A 19,855-nucleotide genomic window follows, 5' to 3' on the forward strand; every position below is an offset into this window, starting at 1 on the left:
AGCCGTCTTCCCCGCGGCTCGACCACCCCGGGCAGGCGAGCCGACTTCCCCCCGGCTCGACGCCCACCCCGCACGGGTCGGGTCCCCACCCGACCGCCCGCCCGGCCGCCCCGGCAGGGTCCCCTCCTGGCACCGCTTCCCCGGCGCCAGGGCGGCCCTGCGGGGCGGCGGGCCGGCGGAGCGCCCCGGGCGCCCACCCCCACCAGCACCAGCCCACCTGCTCCCTCTCCCCAGGGGGCCGTCGCCGGGCAGTCCCTCCGCGAGGGGCCCGGCACCCCGAGGAGACGACGATGAGCAGCCACGAGCCCGCCGGGCCCGCGCTGCACGTCCCCGTCCTCCTCGACCGGGTCACCGAGCTGCTCGCCCCCGCCCTGGCCACCGACGGCGCCGTCCTCGTCGACTGCACGCTGGGCCTGGCCGGGCACTCCATCGCCCAGCTGCGGGCCCACCCCGGGCTGCGGCTGATCGGTCTGGACCGCGATCCCGACGCCCGCGCCGAGGCGGCCGCCCGCCTCGAGGCCGCCGGCGTGGCCGACCGCGCCACCCTCGTTCCCGCCGTCTTCGACGAGCTGCCCGACGTGCTCGAGCGGCTCGGCGTCGACGAGGTGCAGGGCGTGCTGTTCGACCTCGGCGTCTCCTCGCTGCAGCTGGACCGCCCCACCCGCGGCTTCAGCTACTCCACCGACGCCCCGCTGGACATGCGGATGGACCCCAGCGGTCCGCGCACGGCCGCCGACGTCGTCAACACCTACTCCCGGGGTGAGCTCACCCGGGTGCTCAAGGTCTACGGCGAGGAGCGCTTCGCCGGCCGGATCGCCGCCGCCATCGAGCGGGAGCGGGCCCGCGAGCCGTTCACCACCACCGGCCGGCTGGCCGAGCTCGTGCGCGCCTCGATCCCCGCGGCCACCCGGCGCACCGGCGGGCACCCGGCCAAGCGCACCTTCCAGGCGCTGCGCATCGAGGTGAACGACGAGCTCGGCGCGCTCACCCGGGCGCTGCCCGCGGCGATCGACGCGCTGGCCGTCGGCGGCCGGGTCGCCGTCATCACCTTCCACTCGCTCGAGGACCGGATCGTCAAGCAGACCCTGGCCGCCGAGGCCACCGACCGCACCCCACCGGAGATCCCCGTGCCCCTGCCCGAGCACGCCCCCGTCCTCCGGCTGCTGACCCGGGGCGGCGAGGCCCCGGAGGACGCCGAGACCACCGCCAACCCGCGGGCCGCCTCGGCGCGCGTGCGGGCCGCCGAGCGCATCCGGCGGGAGGGCCGGCGGTGAGCGCCCCCGCTCGGGCGCGCACCGCCCGCACCGCCACCGGCCCGGTGCCGGTCCGGCGCAGCACCGGCCCGGTCGCCGTCCGCCCGCAGCTGCGGCTGGTCGACGCCCAGCGCACCCCCGTGCGCACCGGCCGGGCGCCGCGCACGGCCGCCCGCCGCCGCGCCCCGTTCGTGCTGCTGGTCGTCGGGCTGATCGTCGTCACGGCGCTGTCGCTGCTCGCGCTGAACACCGCGATCGCGGTCGACTCGCTGGACGCCACCCGCCAGGAGACGGCCAACCGGACCGCCCAGGACCGGGTCGACCGGCTCGAGCAGCAGGTCGTCTCCGGCGGCACCACCGCCGAGCTGGCCCGCCGGGCCGCCGAGAACGGGCTGGTGCCCGCCGGGGTGCCCGGCCACCTGGTGCTCGGCCCCGACGGCAGCTCCCGGCTGCAGGGCACGCCGGCCCCCGCGCCGACCCCCGCCCCGGCGTCCACCCCCGCCCCCGCCTCCGGCGAGGCGCAGCAGCCCGGCGAGCCCCCGCAGTCCGGCGAGGCCCCGCAGTCCGGCGAGGCGCCGCCCGCGGCGGAGGGGGACTGACCGTGACGTCCCCGCGCACCCCCGGCGGCCGACCCGGGGCCCGCCGGGGCTCCGGCCGGCCGACCAGCGGCGGCGCCGGGCCCTCCCGCTGGGCGCCGCCGGGCGGAGGCGGCGGCCGGACCCCGCGCACCCGGGGCCTGCTGTCCGGCCGTGGCCGCGAGCGGCGGCACCGGCTGGGGCTGGGCTTCATGGTGCTGCTGCTGGTCGTGGTGGTGGGCAAGCTCGTCGTCCTGCAGGGCGTCGACAGCGCCTCCTACGCCCAGGCCGCCGAGAACAGCCGGATGCGGTCGTTCCCGATCACCGCGGTCCGCGGCGAGATCACCGACACCAAGGGTGCGGTGCTGGCCTACTCGGTCGACGCGGAGAAGGTCGTCGTCGACCCGACGCTGATCACCGACAAGGAGCGCACCGCGCTCGCGCTCACCACCCTGCTCGACGTACCGGTGCCCGAGCTCACCGAGAAGCTGTCGGCGAAGGGCCGCTACTCGGTGCTCGCCGAGCACGTCCCGACCGACGTCACCGACCAGGTCCGCGACCTCGGCTACGGCGGCGTCTTCTTCGAGGACGACCCGGTGCGGCTGTACCCGGCCGGCGCGGTGGGCGGGCAGATCGTCGGGTTCGTCGGCCGGGACGGCGCGGGGCTGGCCGGCATCGAGTCCAAGTACCAGGACCTGCTCGCCGGCAAGGACGGCGAGAACCGGTTCGAGGTCGACGGCAGCGGCAACCGCATCCCATCGGGCATCGACGACACCACGCCCGCCGTCGACGGCGGCAGCGTGCAGCTGACCATCGACGAGGACCTGCAGTACGTCGTGCAGCAGCGGCTGGACGCCGCCTGCGCCGACGGGCAGACCACCTCCGCGTCGGCGGTGGCGCTGGACGTGCACACCGGCCAGGTCGCCGCGATGGCCTCCTGCCCCGGCTACGACCCGGCGCACTACAACACCACCGATCCCGACCTGCTGGGCAACCCGACCGTCTCCGACGTCTACGAGCCCGGCTCGGTGATGAAGGCGGTCACCATGAGCGCCGCGCTGGAGGAGGGGAAGGCCACCCCCGACACGGTGCTGACCGTCCCCGGGCACATCCAGGCCGGCGACAAGGTGGTGCGCGACGCCACCGACCACGCGCCGCGCGACTACACGGTCACCGGCGTGCTGGCCCACTCCAGCAACGTCGGCACGATCATGCTGGCCCGCGAGGTCGGCGACAGCACGCTGGAGAAGTACCTGCGCGCCTTCGGTCTCGGCTCGAGGACGGGCGTGGAGCTGCCCGGTGAGAGCGCCGGCATCCTGGAGGACAGCAAGGACTGGACGGCGAGCCGCGCGGCGAACGTGCCGATCGGGCAGGGCATCTCGGTGACCACCCTGCAGCTGGCGTCGGTCTACCAGACCATCGCCAACGACGGCGTGCGGATCCCGCCGCGGATCGTGAAGTCGGTGACCGCGCACGACGGCACCGTCCGCCAGGAGCCGCAGCCGGCGGGCACCCGGGTGATCAGCCAGCAGACCGCCGACTCGATGGCCTACATGCTGGAGTCGGTGACCAGCGCCCACGGCACCGCGCCCAAGGCCCGCATCGACGGCTTCCGGGTCGCCGGCAAGACCGGCACGGCGCAGCGCGCGAACCCCGAGACCGGCAGCTACGTCGGCGGTGGCTACTTCACCACCTTCGTCGGCTTCGCCCCGGCCGACGACCCGCAGTACGTCATCGCCGTCGACCTCGAGCGGCCGACCAGCTCCGCGGAGGGCGGGCAGGTCGCCGCCCCGGTCTTCGCGGACCTGATGCGCTACGCGCTGACCACCGGCGGGGTGGTGCCCTCCGGGGCGCCGACCCCGGACTTCGTGCTCGAGAAGAAGCCCTGACCGGCACCTGCCGCCCGGCACCGCGCACGGCTCCGCGACCCCGACACGGGGTGGAGCGGGCGCGCGGGTGCCGGGCGGTCGGCTCGGTAGATTGGCACCCCGGGAGCGAGCGGACCCGCCCGCCCCGAGGAGCAGCAGCCCCGCGAGCGCTGCCGACGAGCGCCAGCGAGGAGGACGCGTGAGCCCGACCGCCCCGGGGCCGGTGCCCCGGCCTGCCGGCACCCCGCCGCTCCCGCTCCGGGAGCTGGCCGACCTGGTCGGTGCGCCGGTGCAGGGCGACCCCGCCACCGCGGTCACCGGCGTCACCCTGGCGTCGTCCGCGGTGCAGGCGGGGGACCTCTACGCGGCGCTGCCCGGTGCCAACACCCACGGCGTGCGGTTCGCCGCCGACGCCGTGTCGCGGGGTGCGGTGGCCGTGCTCACCGACCCCACCGGCGCCGACCCGGCCCGGGCGACCGGCGTGCCGGTGCTGGTCGCCGACGACCCGCGCGCGGTGCTCGGCGCGGTGGCCGGGCGGGTGTACGGCCGGCCCAGCGAGCGGCTGACCGTCCTCGGCGTCACCGGCACCAACGGCAAGACGACGACGAGCTACCTGGTCGAGGCCGGGCTGGCCGCGGCCGGCTGGACCAGCGGCCTGATCGGCACCGTGCAGACGCGCACCCGCGGCACCGCCGCCGACGGCTCGCCGGTGGTCACCACGCTGCCCAGCGCCCGCACCACCCCGGAGGCGCCGGACCTGCACGCGCTGCTGGCGACGATGGTCGAGGACGGCGTCCGCGCGGTGGTCATGGAGGTCTCCAGCCACGCCCTGGCGATGGGCCGGGTCGGCGGGGTGGGCTTCGCCGCCGCCGGCTTCACCAACCTCTCCCGCGACCACCTCGAGTTCCACGGCGACATGGAGGGCTACTTCCGGGCGAAGGCCCTGCTGTTCGACGGCCGGGCCCGCACCGAGGTGGTCGACGTCGACGACGAGTACGGCCGCCGGCTGGTCAAGGAGGGCACGGTCACCGTCTCCGCCACCGACCCCGCCGCCGACTGGTCGGCCGGCGACGTGACGCCGCTGCCCGCCGGCGGCTCGACGTTCACCCTGCACGGCCCGGGCGGGCGCAGCTGGCCGGCCCGGCTGCGGCTGCCCGGCGGCTTCAACGTGGCCAACGCGGTGCTCGCCGTCGCGCTGCTGGACGCCGCCGGCGTGCCGGTCGACGCCGCCGTCCGCGGGCTCGCCGACACCGTGGTGCCGGGGCGGATGGAGCCGGTGGACGCCGGCCAGCCGTTCGTGGCCGTGGTCGACTACGCGCACACGCCGGACGCCGTGGCGACCGCGCTGACCGCGCTGCGCGCCGCCACCCCCGGCCGGCTGCTCACCGTGCTCGGCTGCGGCGGCGACCGCGACCCCGGCAAGCGCCCGGCGATGGGCGCGGCCGCGGCGGCCGGCAGCGACGTGCTGGTGATCACCGACGACAACCCGCGCTCGGAGGACCCGGCGGAGATCCGCCGCGCCGTCCGGGCCGGTGCCGAGGAGGTGCCCGCCGACCGGCGCGCCGAGGTGCACGAGGTCGGCGACCGGCGGGCGGCGATCGCCACCGCCGTCGCGCTGGCCCGGCCCGGCGACACCGTGCTGGTGGCGGGCAAGGGGCACGAGACCGGCCAGGAGACCGCCGGGACCGTCGTGCCGTTCGACGACCGGGAGGTGCTGCGCGAGGTGCTCGCCGGACTCGAGGGGACCGCATGATCCCGCTGACGCTGGCCGAGGTGGCCGAGGCCGTCGGCGGTGAGCTGGTCGGGGACGGCGCCGCCGTGGTCACCGGCGCGGTCACCGTGGACACGCGGCTGCTGGGCGGCGGCGACCTGTTCGTGGCGCTGCCCGGGGAGCGGGTGGACGGCGCGGACTTCCTGCCCACCGCCGCGGCCGCCGGCGCCGCCGGGGCGCTGACCACCCGGCCCGACCCGGCGCTGCCGTGCGTCGTCGTCCCCGACCCGGTGCCGGCGCTGGGCCGGCTCGCGCACGCGGTGCACGAGCGGCTCACCGCCCAGGGCCTGACCACCGTCGGCATCACCGGCTCGTCGGGCAAGACCTCGACCAAGGACCTGCTCGGCCAGGTGCTGGCCACCGCCGGGCCCACGGTCAGCCCGCAGGGCTCGTTCAACAACGACATCGGGCTGCCGCTCACCGTGCTCACCGCCGACGCCGCCACCCGGTACCTGGTGCTGGAGATGGGCGCGCGCGGCCCCGGGCACATCGCCCGGCTGTGCGCGGTCGCCCGGCCGCAGGTCGGCGTGGTGCTCAACGTCGGCTCCGCCCACCTGGGCGAGTTCGGCAGCCCCGAGGTCATCGCGCAGAGCAAGGGCGAGCTGGTCGAGGCGGTGCCCGCTGACGGCACCGCGGTGCTCAACGCGGACGACCCCCGGGTGCTGGGCATGGCGCCGCGCGCCGCCGGCCGGGTGGTCACCACCGGGGTCGACGCGGCCGACGCCGACGTCCGGGCCACCGGCGTCGAGCTCGACGACCGGGCCCGCCCCCGCTTCACGCTGGTCGCCGCGGGCGAGGAGCACCCGGTCGCGCTGCAGGTCGTGGGGCTCCACCAGGTGGCCAACGCGCTGTCGGCCGCGGCCGCGGCGCTCGCCGCCGGGATGACGCCCGCCGCGGTCGCCGCCGCGCTGTCCGGCGCCACCGCGCGCAGCCGGTGGCGGATGGAGGTCGACCGCCGCAGCGACGGGGTGACCGTGGTCAACGACGCGTACAACGCCAACCCCGAGTCGATGCGCGCCGCGCTGGCTGCGCTCGGCCGGCTGCCCGGGCAGCGGCGGATCGCCGTGCTCGGTGCGATGGGGGAGCTGGGCCCGGCGGCCGACGCCGAGCACGCCCGGCTGGGCCGGGACGCCGTCCGCGCCGGGGTGGACCTGCTCGTCGCCGTGGGCGACGACGCGGTCGGCATCGCCACCGGTGCGCGGGCGGAGCGCTCGGCGGAGCGGGGCAACACCGACGAGGGGGAGACCGACGACGTGGTGGAGGTGCCCGACCGGGAGGCGGCCCGGCAGTGGCTGGCGGGCGTGCTCGCCCCCGGTGACGTCGTGCTGGTGAAGGCCTCGCGCAGCTACGGGCTGGAACGGCTGGCGGCCGACCTGCTCGCCGAGGGTGTCGACTCGTGAAGTCGATCCTCATCGCCGCCGCCTTCGGGCTGGTCATCTCGATCCTGCTGACCCCGCTGGCGATCAAGGCGTTCCGCCGGCACGGGTTCGGCCAGGAGATCCGGGACGACGGCCCGCAGACCCACCTGGCGAAGAAGGGCACCCCGACGATGGGCGGCACCGTCATGGTGCTGGCCACGGTCGGGGGCTACCTGATCGCCCACCTGTTCCTGGTCAACCAGCCCGGGCGGGGGGTGACGGCCACCGGCCTGCTGCTGATCCTGCTGCTGGTGGGGCTGGGCACCGTCGGGTTCCTCGACGACTACCTGAAGATCCGCTACCGCCGCAGCCTGGGGCTGAACAAGACGGCGAAGCTGGTGGGCCAGCTGGTGATCGGCCTGGCGTTCGCGGTGCTCGCGCTGCTGGCGAAGGACGAGGACGGGATCGCGGTGGCGAGCCGGTCGATCTCCTTCGTCCGCGACATCGGGCAGCTGACCGTGCCCGCGGTGGTCTTCGCGGCGCTGGCCTACCTGTTCATCGCCGGGTTCTCCAACGCGGTCAACCTGACCGACGGCCTGGACGGGCTGGCCGCCGGCTGCTCGGCGATGGTCTTCGGCTCGTACGTGATCATCTCGTTCTGGCAGTTCGGGCACGACTGCACCGCCAAGGCCGCGGCCGGCTGCTACGAGGTGCGCGACCCGCTGGACGTCACGCTGATCGCCGCCGCCGCGATGGGTGCCTGCCTGGGCTTCCTGTGGTGGAACACCTCCCCGGCGCGGATCTTCATGGGCGACACCGGGTCGCTGGCGCTGGGCGGACTGATGGCCGGCCTGGCCATCGTCACCCGCACCGAGCTGCTGCTGGTCGTGCTCGGCGGGCTGTTCGTCGCGGTGACCCTGTCGGTCGTCATCCAGGTGGCCTTCTTCCGGGCCACCGGACGGCGGGTGTTCCGGATGGCGCCGCTGCACCACCACTTCGAGCTCGCCGGCTGGGCGGAGAACACGGTCATCGTGCGGTTCTGGCTGGTCACCGGCATGGCCGTGGCCTTCGGGATCGGGCTGTTCTACGCCGACTGGCTGTCGTTCGCGGGACTCTGACCCGGCGGCGCCCGGCCCTCCTGTGAGGATGGCCGGGTGACCTCCCTGCCCTCCCGCGTCCTCGTCGCCGGTCTCGGCGTCTCCGGTGCCGCCGCGGCCCGCGTGCTGCTCGCCCGCGGGCACGACGTCGACCTCACCGACGCCGCCGAGCCGGCCGTCCTCGCCGACCTGGTGGCCGCCGGCGGGCGGTGGCTCGGGCCGGTCACCACCCCGCCCGAGGACGTCGAGCTGGTCGTCACGTCCCCGGGCTGGCGGCCGGACCACCCGCTGCTCACCGCGGCCGCCGCCCGCGGCCTGGAGGTCGTCGGCGAGCCCGAGCTCGCCTGGCGGCTGCGCGCCGTCGACGCCGCGACCGGCGAGCCGGCCCCCTGGTACGCGGTCACCGGCACCAACGGCAAGACCACCACGGTGACCATGCTCGAGCAGGTGCTGCTGGCCGGCGGCCGCCGCGCGGTGGCGGCCGGCAACGTGGGGCGGCCGCTCGTCGAGGTGGTCACCGCGGTGGACGCCGACGGCCGGCCGGAGTTCGACGCGATCGCGGTGGAGCTGTCGAGCTTCCAGCTGCACTGGTCGTCGTCGATCGCCCCGGCGGCGGCCTGCGTGCTCAACGTCGCCGACGACCACACCGACTGGCACGGCACGTTCGAGTCCTACCGCGACGCGAAGGCGAAGCTGCTGCGGTTCGCGCCGGTCGCGGTGGCCGACGCCGGCGACCCGGTGGCCGCGGCGCTGGTCGCCGGCCACCGGCACCCGGTGACCGTGACGCTGGCGGAGCCGGCGGCCGGTCAGCTCGGCGTCCGCGCCGCGGCGCTGGTCGACCGCGCGTTCGGCGACGCCCCCGCCGGTGACGTGCTGGTCGAGGTCGACGCGCTGCAGGTGCGCGGCCCGCACAACACCGTCAACGCGCTGGCCGCCGCGGCGCTGGGCCGCGCCGCGGGGGTGGCCCCGGCGGACGTCGGCCGCGGGCTGGCCGGCTTCCGCGGCGGAGCGCACCGCAACGTGCTGGTCGGCACCGTCGGCGGGGTGGACTTCGTCGACGACAGCAAGGCGACCAACCCGCACGCCGCCGGCGCCTCGCTGGCCGCCTACCCGCGGGTCGTCTGGATCGCCGGTGGCCTGCTCAAGGGCGCGGACGTCGACCCGCTGGTGGCCGCCGTCGCCCCGCGGCTGGCCGGCGTGGTGCTGCTCGGCCGGGACCGCGGGCAGCTGGCCCGCTCGCTGGCGCGACACGCCCCGTCGGTCCCACGGATCGAGGTGCCCAGCGGGGACGATGGGGCGGTGGTGACCGATGGGGGCAGTGCAACGCACGGGGACCAGGTGATGCGCGAGGTGGTCGCGGCGGCCGTGCGCCTCGCCCGGGCCGGCGACACCGTGCTGCTCGCTCCGGCGGCCGCCTCGATGGACGTCTTCACCGACTACGCGCACCGCGGGCGGGCCTTCGCCGACGCGGTCCGGGCGCTGGGCTGACCCCCCGGTGACGGCGAGCACCCGCGAGCGGCCGGCGGCCGCGCGCACCCCGCGGCCCACCCTGACGGTGGGCGGCCTGCGGCTGCGCGCGCCCGAGTGGCTCGAGGGCCCGATGACGAGCTCGCACCTGGTGCTGGGCTCGGCCGGGCTGCTGCTGGCCATCGGGCTGGTCATGGTGTTCTCCGCCTCCTCGATCGACGCGGCGAAGGACGGGCTGCCGGTCTGGGTGCCCGCGGTGCGGCAGACCGTCTTCGCGCTGATCGGGCTGGTCGCCATGCTCGTGGCGCTGCGGGTGCCCACCGGGAAGCTGCGCCGCTGGTCCGGCCGCGGCATGGTGCTGTCGCTGGTGCTGCTGGCCGTCGTCGCCATGCCGATCCCGGGCCTCACGCTGGAGCTCAACGGCTCGCGCGCCTGGTTCAACCTCGGCGTCACCAACTTCCAGCCCTCGGAGCTGGCCAAGCTGGTGTTCGCGCTGTGGGGCGCGCACGTCATCGCGCTGCGCGCCCGGTACCTGACCTCGAAGGGGCTGGCCCTCGCCGTCGTCCCGATGTTCGGGCTGATGTCGCTGCTGCTGCTGCTCGAGCCGGACATGGGCGCGGTCGTCAGCCTCGGCCTGGTGCTCGCCGGGCTGCTGTGGGCCGGCGGTCTGGGCTGGCGGTGGATCGCCGGCGGCAGCCTGGGCGCCGCGCTGCTGGTCGTGGTGATGATCGCCAGCGCCGGCTACCGCACGGCGCGCATCACCTCGTTCATCGACCCCTGCTCCGACGCCGCCGACGGCGGCTACCAGGCCTGCCACGGCCTGTACGCGCTGGCCAGCGGCGGCGTGTGGGGCAAGGGCCTGGGCAACAGCGCGATGAAGTGGAACCTGCTGCCGCACGCCGAGTCCGACTACATCTTCGCGATCATCGGCGAGGAGCTGGGCTTCCTCGGCTGCTGCGTCGTGGTGTTCCTCTACGGCGTGCTGGCCTGGGCCGGGTTCCGGATCGCCCGCCGCGCCGAGGACCGGTTCGTGCAGCTGGCCAGCGTCGGCATCACCGTGTGGCTGATCGGCCAGGCCACGATGAACATGGGCTACGTCGTCGGCCTGCTGCCGGTCACCGGCGTGCAGCTGCCGCTGATCAGCGCCGGCGGCACCTCGCTGGTGCTCACCCTGCTCATCATCGGGCTGCTGGCCCGGTTCGCCCGCTCGGAGCCCGCGGCCGTCGCGCACCTGCGCACCCAGCCGCGCAGCCGGCTGGCGAAGCTGCTGCTGCCGGCCCCGGCCGAGCCGGTCGACCCGCTGCCCAGCCGCCGCCGGCGGCCCCCGGCGCGCGAGCGGGCGGAGCGCCGGCCGGCCGAGCCGGTCCCGCGCCAGCGGTCCGCCGGCCGCCGGACGCCGGGCCGCACGCCCGGGCGCACCGTGGCGCGGGTGCCCGAGCGCGGTGGGCGGATGCCCCGCCCGGTCGACTTCGAGCGCAACCGGGTCGCCCCGGCCCGCCCGGATCCCGAGCGCCCACCGCTGCGCCACCCCGAGCCGGTGGTCGCCGAGCGCGTGCCGTTCTGGGCCGCCCCGGTCGAGCGCGACCGGCCGGCCGCGCGGCAGACTGTCCGGCGGCAGGCCGCGGCGGACCGTCCGCTGCGCCGGTCCGCCGACGGACCCTCCCCGCGGACCACCTCCCGCCCCGCCCCACGAACGGAACGGCCAGACCCCAGTGACCTCCCCGCAGCCCGCCCCGGGCGCCCCGGGCGCGGCTGAGCCCTCGGCCAGCCGCCCGCGCCACGTCGTCCTCGCCGGCGGCGGCACCGGAGGGCACATCGAGCCGATGCTCGCCCTCGCCGACGCGCTCGTCCGCCGCACCGACCTCCCCGGGGGCGCACCCCGGATCACCTGCCTGGGCACCGCCCGCGGCCTGGAGACCCGGCTGGTCCCCGCCCGCGGGTACGACCTGCGGCTGATCCCGCCGGTGCCGCTGCCGCGCAAGCCCACCGTCGACCTGCTCCGGGTGCCCGGCCGGGTGCGCCGCGCCGTCGCCGAGACCCGCGACCTGCTCGTCGAGCTGGAGGCCGACGTGCTGGTGGGCTTCGGCGGCTACGTGTCGCTGCCGGCCTACCTCGGTGCCCGGTGGGCGAAGGTGCCCGTCGTGGTCCACGAGGCGAACGCGCTGCCGGGCCTGGCCAACCGCGTGGGCGCCCGGGTGGCCGCACGGGTCGCGGTGACCAGCCCGGGCACCCGGCTGCGGGGCGCCGAGCGCGTCGGCATCCCGCTGCGCACCTCGGTCAGCCGGCTGGACCGCAGCGGCCTGCGCGCCGAGGCCCGGGCCGCGTTCGGCCTGGACGCCGACCGGCCGACGCTGCTGGTCTTCGGCGGCTCGCAGGGCGCCGCGTCGCTGAACCGGGCCGCGGCCGGTGCCGCCGACGCGCTCACCGCCGCCGGCGTGCAGGTGCTGCACGCCCGCGGGCCGAAGAACACCGACGTCACGGTGCCGCCGCGGGCGCCCGGGAAGGCGCCCTACGTGGTGGTCGACTACCTGGACCGGATGGACCTGGCCTACGCGGCGGCCGACCTGGCGCTGTGCCGCTCCGGCGCGGTGACCGTCGCCGAGGTGTCCGCGGTCGGGCTGCCGGCGGTGTTCGTGCCGCTGCCGCACGGCAACGGCGAGCAGCGGCTCAACGCCGTCCCGGTGGTGGACGCCGGCGGCGGCATGCTGGTCGCCGACGCCGACCTGTCGCCGGGGTGGGTGACCGAGCACGTCGTGCCGGTGCTGACCAACCCGGGCCGGCTGGCCGCGCTGGCCGAGCAGGCCGCGGCGGCGGGCATCGCCGACGCCGACGAGAAGCTGGCGGACATGACGCTCGAGGCGGCCCGATGAGCGCAGCGAACACGACGGGCGAGCGAGCATCGCAGGGAGCGCCAGCGACCGAGGAGCGGAACGAGTCCGGAGTGGAGCGATGAGCGCAGCGGACGTGGCTGCCTGGAAGGACCCCATCCCGGCGCTGGCCGACCTGGGCGCGGTGCACTTCGTGGGCATCGGCGGGGCCGGGATGAGCGGGATCGCCCGGATCATGCTGGCCCGCGGGCTCACCGTCTCCGGCACCGACCGCCGCGAGTCGCCCACCACGCGGGCGTTGGCCGCCCTCGGGGCACGGGTCGAGGTCGGGCACGCCGCCGAGCACCTCGGGGACGCCGACACCGTCGTGGTGTCGACCGCCATCCGCGCCGACAACGCCGAGCTGGTCGCCGCCCGGGAGCGGGGCCTGCGGGTGGTGCCGCGGGCGGTCGCGCTGGCCGCGGTGATGGCCGGGCACCGCAGCGTCGCCGTCGCCGGCACGCACGGCAAGACCTCGACCACCTCGATGCTCACGGTCGCGGTGCAGGCGTGCGGGGTCGACGCGTCGTTCGCCATCGGCGGCAACCTGAACGAGTCCGGGTCGAACGCGCACGCGGGGGAGGGCGACGTCTTCGTCGCCGAGGCCGACGAGAGCGACCGCTCGTTCCTGCTGCTGGCCCCCTTCGGCGGGATCGTGACCAACGTGGAGGCCGACCACCTCGACAACTACGGCGACCTGGCCGCGGTCGAGGCGGCGTTCCAGACGTTCGTGCGCACCGTGCACCCCGACGGCTTCGTCGTGCTGTGCCTGGACGACCCGGGGTCGGCGGCGCTGGTGGGCGCATCCCCCCGCGCCCGGGTGCGCACCTACGGCACGACCGAGGGCGCGGACCTGCTGCTGCGCGACATCACCGTCGGCCCGGACGGCACCCGGTACACCGCCGTCCTCGACGGCCGCGAGCTCGGACCGGTGCACCTGCAGCTGCCCGGTGCGCACATGGCGCGCAACAGCGCCGCCGCGCTGCTCGCCGGCCTGGAGCTGGGGTTCGACGCCGCCGGGCTCATCGGCGGGCTGGGCCGGTTCGGCGGCGTCCACCGCCGGTTCGAGCTCAAGGGCCTGGCCGCCGGGGTGCGGGTCTACGACGACTACGCCCACCACCCGACCGAGGTCGCCGCCCAGCTGGCGGCTGCGCGGGCGGTGACCGGTGACGGCCGGCTGATCGTGCTGTTCCAGCCGCACCTCTACAGCCGGACGGCGGAGTTCGCGACCGCGTTCGGCGAGGCGCTGGGCCTGGCCGACGAGGTCGTGGTCATGGACGTCTACGGCGCCCGCGAGGACCCGGTCCCCGGTGTCACCGGCGCCCTGGTCGCCGACGCGGTGCCGCTGCCGCGGGAGCACGTGCGCTTCGAGCCCTCGTGGTCTGCGGCCGCGCCGGCGCTGGCTGCGCTGGCCCGCCCCGGCGACCTGGTCGTGACCATGGGGGCCGGCGACGTGTCGATGGTCGGGCCCGAGGTGCTGGCCGCGCTGGCCGACCAGCCGGGCGACGGCGACGACGGGGGACCGGCGCGGTGAGCCGGCCGGGGAGGACCACCAGCGACCGGGCCCGCGCGACCCGGCGCGGCGCCTCCCCGGACGACCCGGCGGTCACGCCGCTGCGAGCCCGTCGTCGCTCCCGGCAGCAGGAGCGCCGGCGCCGGCTGCTGACCGGGGCCGCGGTCGTCGTGGTGGCCGCCGGGCTGGTCGCGTGGGTCGTGCTGGGCAGCTCGCTGCTGGCGGTGCGCACCGTGCGGGTCGACGGCGTGACCGCGCTGCCGGCCGACCAGGTCGCCCGGGCCAGCGGCATCCGCACCGGCACCCCGCTGGTCCGCGTCGACACCGCCGCGGCGGCGGCCCGGGTGCGCGAGCTGCCGCAGGTGGCCGGGGTGGCGGTCGACCGCGGCTGGCCGCACACGGTGGTGGTCACGGTGACCGAGCGGGTGCCGGTCGCCGTCGTCGTCGCCGGTGACCGGCGCGAACTGGTCGACCGCGACGGGATCGTCTTCGACACGGTCACCGGCGACCCGCCGGCCGGCGTGGTGCCGCTGGACGTCGCCCGTCCCGGGCCGGACGACCCGGCGACCCGCGCCGCCCTGGCCGCGGTCACCGCGCTGCCGCGGGAGGTCCGCGCGCAGGTCACCGGCGTGGTGGCGCACACCCCGGACGACGTGACGCTCACCCTGACCGACGGGCGGTCGGTGCTCTGGGGGAGCGCGGACCGGACGGCGCGCAAGGCCCAGGTGCTGAGCGCGCTGCTGGCCCGCATCGAGGCCGGCGACCTCGACCCGGCGGCGACGCTGGACGTCAGCACACCGGACTCCGTCGTCCTCCGCTGACCGCGACCGGCGCCGCGCCCGGGCGCGCCCGACACGCCCGGGCCGAAAACGATCTGCAGATCCCGTTCGCGGGCACGTCCGGGGCCGTCGGACCGGTCTCGACCCCGACATGAGACGTTCGACGCGCGGGTCGTCACGCCCAGTGAGACCGATGTGACCGACGGGTCCGAGGTGGCCGGGGAGTCGGACGGAGCTGGACACGCCGAGCCCCGGAGGGTGCTTGCTGCCCCTCGGAGCCCCACCTAACTTCGGTCCGAACGCCACGAGTTGACATAACTATAAGGCTCTACATGAGGATGAGGGTCCAGTTGGGGAGCGCAGCATGACACCTCCGCACAACTACCTCGCGGTCATCAAGGTCGTCGGCATCGGCGGCGGCGGCGTGAACGCGGTGAACCGGATGATCGAGGTCGGCCTCAAGGGGGTCGAGTTCATCGCCATCAACACCGACGCGCAGGCGCTGCTGATGAGCGACGCCGACGTCAAGCTCGACGTCGGCCGCGAGCTCACGCGGGGCCTGGGCGCCGGCGCCCAGCCCGACGTCGGCCGGCAGGCCGCCGAGGACCACCGCGAGGAGATCGAAGAGGTGCTCAAGGGCGCCGACATGGTCTTCGTGACCGCGGGCGAGGGCGGTGGCACCGGCACCGGTGGCGCCCCCGTCGTTGCGTCGATCGCGCGGAAGCTCGGGGCGCTGACCATCGGCGTGGTCACCCGGCCGTTCTCCTTCGAGGGGAAGCGCCGGGCGGTCCAGGCCGAGTCGGGCATCGAGGAGCTGCGCAACGAGTGCGACACGCTCATCGTGATCCCGAACGACCGGCTGCTGCAGCTGGGCGACCGGAACGTCAGCGTCATGGACGCGTTCCGCACCGCCGACCAGGTGCTGCTGTCCGGCGTCCAGGGCATCACCGACCTGATCACCACGCCCGGCCTGATCAACCTGGACTTCGCCGACGTCAAGTCGGTCATGTCCGGGGCGGGCTCGGCGCTGATGGGCATCGGCAGCGCCCGCGGCGACAACCGCGCGCTGCTGGCCGCCGAGCAGGCGATCGCCTCGCCGCTGCTGGAGGCCTCGATGGAGGGCGCCCACGGCGTGCTGCTGTCGATCTCCGGCGGGTCGGACCTCGGCCTGTTCGAGATCAACGAGGCCGCCTCGCTGGTCAGCGACGCGGCGCACCCGGACGCCAACATCATCTTCGGTGCCGTCATCGACGACGCCCTGGGTGACGAGGTGCGGGTGACCGTGATCGCGGCCGGCTTCGACGGCGGCAAGCCCGGGCACAAGCAGTCCGCGGCGCACACCGTGACCGCCGCGCCCGTCAGCGCCCCGGCTCCGGTCGCGCCGGCCGCCCCGGCACCGGTCGCGCCGGCGCCCGCGGTGACGCCGTCGGCGACGGGGGAGCGGCTGGTCAGCGCGCCGCCGACCGCCGCCGCCCCGGCCGCCTCGCCGGCCGCCCCGCGCCCGGGTCAGCCCGGCGCCCAGGGTGGGGGCATCACGGTGCCGCCGCTGCCGCCCATCCCGGGCAACGCGAGCGGCAGCCGCCGTCCGCTGGCCTCCGAGGACTTCGAGGAGGAGCTCGACATCCCCGAGTTCCTCCGCTCGCAGTGACCGGCGGGAACCCGCAGTGACAGCAGGACCGGCCGCTGCGCCGGCGGTGCGCGCCCGACGGGTGTTCACCGACCGGCGGGGCGGCCGTTCCGCGTCGCCCTACGACTCGTTCAACCTGGGCGACCACGTCGGCGACGACCCGGCCGCGGTCGCGGCGAACCGGGCCCGGCTCGCCGGCGAGCTGGGCGTGCCCGGCGAGCAGGTCGTGTGGATGACCCAGGTGCACGGCACCGGCGTCGCCATCGTCGAGGACGCCGGGGAGAACCCGGTCGCCGACGTCGACGCGCTGGTGACCGCCACCCGCGGGCTGGTGCTCTGCGTGCTGGTCGCCGACTGCGTGCCGGTGCTGCTCGCCGACCCGGTGGCCGGCGTGGTCGCGGCGGTGCACGCCGGGCGCGAGGGCGTGCGCCGCGGCGTCGTCCCGGCCGCGCTGGCGGCGATGACCCGGCTGGGTGCCCGCCCGGCCGACGTCGAGGCGCTCCTCGGCCCCGCGGTCTGCGGGGCCGACTACGAGGTGCCCGCCGCGATGCAGGCCGAGGTGGCCCGGGTCGCCCCGGACGCCGCGGTGCGCACCCGCACCGGCACCCCGGGCCTGGACCTGCGGGCGGGGCTGGCCGGCGTGCTGCGCGCCGCCGGGGTGCGCACCGTCGTCCACGACCCGCGCTGCACGGTCGAGGACCGCGCCCTGTTCTCCCACCGGCGGGACGGCGTCACCGGCCGCCAGGCCGGCGTCGTCTGGCTCGAGTGAGCGGGGCGCACGGCGGCGAGCCGGTCGACGACCGGCTCGCCGAGAACCTCCGGCACGTGCGGGCGCGGATCGACGCCGCTGCCCGGGCGGCCGGCCGGGACCCGGCCGGCGTCCGGCTGCTCGCGGTCAGCAAGACCTGGCCCGCGGCCGACGTCCGGGCGCTGGCGGCGCTCGGCCAGCGCGACTTCGCCGAGAACCGGGTGCAGGAGCTCGCCGGCAAGGTCGCCGAGCTCGCCGACGTGCCCGGTCTGCGCTGGCACCTGGTGGGCCAGCTGCAGCGCAACAAGGCAGCGGCCGTCGTCCGGCTCGGCGCCACCGTGCACTCGGTCGACCGCAGCAGCCTGGCCGAGGCGCTCGCCCGCGCCGCCGAGCGCGAGCAACAGGTGGTCGACGTCCTCGTCCAGGTCGACCTCGGCGGGCCCGAGGGGGAGCTGGGAGCGCGCGGTGGGGCCGACCCCGCCGACGTCCCGGCGCTGGCCGACGCGGTGGCCGAGCTGCCCGGCCTCGCCCTGCGGGGGCTGATGGCGGTGGCGCCACGGGGGCAGGACCCCGCGCCGGCGTTCGCCCGGCTGGCCGCGCTCGCCGAGCAGGTGCGCGCCGCGCACCCCTCGGCATCGGAGCTCTCGGCAGGCATGAGCGGCGACCTGGAGGCCGCTGTTGCAGCAGGGGCGACTGAGGTGCGTGTCGGAACCGCGTTGTTCGGCGCGCGCCCCCTAGCCTCGCCCTGAAGTCGTCCCTGCGGTCCCGTGCGGCCGCAGGAGTCACACCAGCACCGCCCGTCACACCACGAACCAGGGGGAGTCGCCCGATGGCCGGAGCCATGCGCAGGATGGGTGTCTACCTGGGGCTCGTCGAGGAGGACGAGACCCGGGCCGGCTACGACCGGTACAGCGCCCGCCAGGCCGATCACTTCGGCGACTACGACGCCGAGTACGACGGCGGGCACTTCGACGAGGCCCCCGACGACCGCGGGTGGGACCGGGACCGGCCCCGCGAGCGCGTCCGCGAGCACGCCTACGAGCGCAACCACGTGCGCCGGTACGACCGCTTCGACGACGACGACCTGCGGGACGACGCGCGCCGTGACGTGCGCAGCGCCGACCTGCGTGGTGCCGACCACCGTGGTGCGGAGCTCCGCGGCGACCGGTACGGCGCCGGATACGACGCGCCCGCCGAGGACCGCTTCGAGCCGGCCGACGACCTGCCCGCCGACCCCGAGCCGCTCGCCCGCCGCGCATCCGCCCGCCCGCTGGGCCTGGCCGGTGTCGGGAACGGTGCCGGTGCCGCGGGTGCCACCGGGCTGACCGCGCTGCGCGAGCCGGTCGCTGCGGCCCCGGCCCCGGTCGCTCCGGCTCCCGCCCCGGCGGCGGCCCCGGTCAAGGCCGCGGCCCGCGAGCCCTACCGGATCACCACCGTGCACCCCAAGTCGTACAACGAGGCGCGCACCATCGGTGAGCGCTTCCGCGACGGCTCGCCGGTGATCATGAACCTGTCGGAGATGGACCACGCCGACGCCAAGCGGCTCGTCGACTTCGCCATCGGTCTCATCTTCGGGCTGCACGGTAGTATCGAGCGGGTCACGGCGAAGGTGTTCCTGCTCAGCCCGCAGGACGTCGACGTGACGGCCGAGGACAAGGCCCGGATCCTCGAGGGCGGGTTCTCGGACCAGCCCTGACCTGCGCGCGAGCGCACCGGACGAGAACGCAGCCTGCGGGCTGCCCCGAGCGAGCGAGGACCGTGTCCCTTCTCCTGAGCATCCTCGCATCGCTGTTGACGGTGTTCCTGGTCCTGCTGTTCGCCCGGTTCGTCGTGGACTGGGTCATGCTGCTGGCGCGCAGCTGGCGGCCGCAGGGCCTGGTGGCCGCGCTGCTCGAGCTGGTCTACACGATCACCGACCCGCCGCTGAAGCTGCTCCGCCGGATCATCCCGCCGCTCAACCTGGGCACGATCCGGCTGGACCTCGGGTTTATGGTGCTGTTGATCGCCGTGATCCTGCTCCGCGGCGTGCTCTACAGCCTGGCCAACTCCGTCGCATGACCCGTCTCCACTTCCCGGAGCGGGGTGCGGACCGGCACCGGTTCGCCGCCCGTCTGCGTCCGTCCCCGTTCCTCCCGTCCGACCTGAGGTGAGCCGCATGCCCCTGACGCCCGCCGACGTGCACAACGTCGTCTTCAAGAAGCCGCCGATCGGCAAGCGCGGTTACGACGAGGACGAGGTCGACGCCTTCCTCGACGTCGTCGAGGCCGAGCTGGCCCGGCTGATCGAGGAGAACAACGACCTGCGCGCCTCCGGGAGCAGCGGCAGCAGTGCCCGCGACGAGCGGCCGGCCGCCGCACCGGTCGCCGCCCCCGCGCCGCCGGCCCCGGCGTCGACCCGCGAGGACGACAGCATCCGCGCCTCGCGCATGCTGACCCTGGCCAGCGAGACCGCCGAGCGCTACGTCAACGAGGCGAAGGCGCAGGCCGACCAGATGGTCAGCAGCGCCAAGTCCAACAGCGACCGGATGATGTCCGAGGCGCGCTCCAAGAGCGAGCAGATGCTCAGCGAGGCCAAGAACCGCGCCGACGCGATGATCGGCGACTCGCGCACCCGTGCCGACACGATGGAGCGGGAGGCCCGCGCCAAGGCCGCCGCCCTCCAGCAGGACGCCGAGCGCAAGCACGTCGAGGCGCTGGCCAGCCTCGAGGAGAAGCGCGCCAACCTGGAGCGCAAGGTCGACGAGCTGCGCACCTTCGAGCGCGAGTACCGCACCCGGCTGCGGTCCTACCTCGAGTCGCACCTGCGCGACCTGGACAGCCGCGGGTCCGCCGAGCCGTCCTCGGCCGGCACCCGGCAGAACCAGCACGTCGGCGCCTGAGGCCGATCGACACCTCGCACCGGAGCCCCTCCCGACCTGGTCGGGAGGGGCTCC

At 76.3% G+C, this 19,855-nt stretch carries 17 protein-coding genes; all 17 read left to right on the forward strand.

The window, feature by feature from the left end; all coding sequences use genetic code 11:
- Positions 1-290: 290 nt before the first annotated feature.
- Entirely contained in the window at positions 291-1,274 is a 984-nt protein-coding gene (rsmH, locus tag AB0J00_RS18240) for a 16S rRNA (cytosine(1402)-N(4))-methyltransferase RsmH (RefSeq protein ID WP_357747389.1), read from the forward strand.
- A complete protein-coding gene (locus AB0J00_RS18245; RefSeq protein ID WP_357747391.1) occupies positions 1,271-1,852 on the forward strand; it encodes a hypothetical protein in 582 nt (193 codons plus the stop codon). The genes rsmH and AB0J00_RS18245 overlap by 4 nt, the downstream gene beginning before the upstream one ends.
- A 2-nt stretch (positions 1,853-1,854) precedes the next feature.
- Positions 1,855-3,717, forward strand: coding sequence for a penicillin-binding protein 2 (locus AB0J00_RS18250; RefSeq protein ID WP_357747394.1), 1,863 nt, complete (start codon positions 1,855-1,857; stop codon positions 3,715-3,717).
- 178 nt (positions 3,718-3,895) lie between these two features.
- Positions 3,896-5,449: a UDP-N-acetylmuramoyl-L-alanyl-D-glutamate--2,6-diaminopimelate ligase gene (locus AB0J00_RS18255; RefSeq protein ID WP_357747396.1), complete on the forward strand. Its 1,554-nt coding sequence runs from the start codon at positions 3,896-3,898 to the stop codon at positions 5,447-5,449.
- Positions 5,446-6,867, forward strand: a complete 1,422-nt coding sequence (murF, locus tag AB0J00_RS18260) for a UDP-N-acetylmuramoyl-tripeptide--D-alanyl-D-alanine ligase (protein ID WP_357747398.1) — start codon at positions 5,446-5,448, stop codon at positions 6,865-6,867. The genes AB0J00_RS18255 and murF overlap by 4 nt, the downstream gene beginning before the upstream one ends.
- Entirely contained in the window at positions 6,864-7,943 is a 1,080-nt protein-coding gene (gene mraY / locus AB0J00_RS18265) for a phospho-N-acetylmuramoyl-pentapeptide-transferase (protein ID WP_357747400.1), read from the forward strand. Before murF ends, mraY begins: the two co-directional genes overlap by 4 nt.
- Positions 7,944-7,979: 36 nt before the next feature.
- Entirely contained in the window at positions 7,980-9,410 is a 1,431-nt protein-coding gene (gene murD, locus AB0J00_RS18270) for a UDP-N-acetylmuramoyl-L-alanine--D-glutamate ligase (protein WP_357747403.1), read from the forward strand.
- A 7-nt stretch (positions 9,411-9,417) separates the two neighbouring features.
- On the forward strand, positions 9,418-11,145 hold the full coding sequence (gene ftsW, locus AB0J00_RS18275) for a putative lipid II flippase FtsW (RefSeq protein ID WP_357747406.1): 1,728 nt from the start codon (positions 9,418-9,420) through the stop codon (positions 11,143-11,145).
- On the forward strand, positions 11,102-12,259 hold the full coding sequence (murG, locus tag AB0J00_RS18280; protein WP_357747408.1) for an undecaprenyldiphospho-muramoylpentapeptide beta-N-acetylglucosaminyltransferase: 1,158 nt from the start codon (positions 11,102-11,104) through the stop codon (positions 12,257-12,259). Before ftsW ends, murG begins: the two co-directional genes overlap by 44 nt.
- A gap of 79 nt (positions 12,260-12,338) precedes the next feature.
- Positions 12,339-13,790 carry a UDP-N-acetylmuramate--L-alanine ligase gene (murC, locus tag AB0J00_RS18285; RefSeq protein ID WP_357747411.1) on the forward strand — a complete coding sequence of 484 codons (1,452 nt, stop codon included), beginning with the start codon at positions 12,339-12,341 and terminating at the stop codon, positions 13,788-13,790.
- On the forward strand, positions 13,787-14,590 hold the full coding sequence (locus AB0J00_RS18290) for an FtsQ-type POTRA domain-containing protein (RefSeq protein ID WP_357747414.1): 804 nt from the start codon (positions 13,787-13,789) through the stop codon (positions 14,588-14,590). Before murC ends, AB0J00_RS18290 begins: the two co-directional genes overlap by 4 nt.
- A gap of 322 nt (positions 14,591-14,912) precedes the next feature.
- Entirely contained in the window at positions 14,913-16,196 is a 1,284-nt protein-coding gene (gene ftsZ / locus AB0J00_RS18295; protein ID WP_357747415.1) for a cell division protein FtsZ, read from the forward strand.
- 16 nt (positions 16,197-16,212) lie between these two features.
- Entirely contained in the window at positions 16,213-16,944 is a 732-nt protein-coding gene (gene pgeF, locus AB0J00_RS18300; protein WP_357747417.1) for a peptidoglycan editing factor PgeF, read from the forward strand.
- Entirely contained in the window at positions 16,941-17,672 is a 732-nt protein-coding gene (locus AB0J00_RS18305; protein WP_357747419.1) for a YggS family pyridoxal phosphate-dependent enzyme, read from the forward strand. Before pgeF ends, AB0J00_RS18305 begins: the two co-directional genes overlap by 4 nt.
- A gap of 80 nt (positions 17,673-17,752) precedes the next feature.
- On the forward strand, positions 17,753-18,619 hold the full coding sequence (sepF, locus tag AB0J00_RS18310) for a cell division protein SepF (protein ID WP_357747421.1): 867 nt from the start codon (positions 17,753-17,755) through the stop codon (positions 18,617-18,619).
- Positions 18,620-18,681: 62 nt separating this feature from the next.
- Positions 18,682-18,981: a YggT family protein gene (locus AB0J00_RS18315; protein ID WP_357747424.1), complete on the forward strand. Its 300-nt coding sequence runs from the start codon at positions 18,682-18,684 to the stop codon at positions 18,979-18,981.
- Between the two features lie 97 nt (positions 18,982-19,078).
- Positions 19,079-19,801, forward strand: coding sequence for a DivIVA domain-containing protein (locus tag AB0J00_RS18320; protein ID WP_357747427.1), 723 nt, complete (start codon positions 19,079-19,081; stop codon positions 19,799-19,801).
- The last annotated feature ends 54 nt before the right edge of the window (positions 19,802-19,855 follow it).

Origin of the sequence: Modestobacter sp. NPDC049651 (assembly GCF_040659695.1) — a bacterium.
In the GTDB taxonomy this organism is placed as follows: domain Bacteria; phylum Actinomycetota; class Actinomycetes; order Mycobacteriales; family Geodermatophilaceae; genus Modestobacter.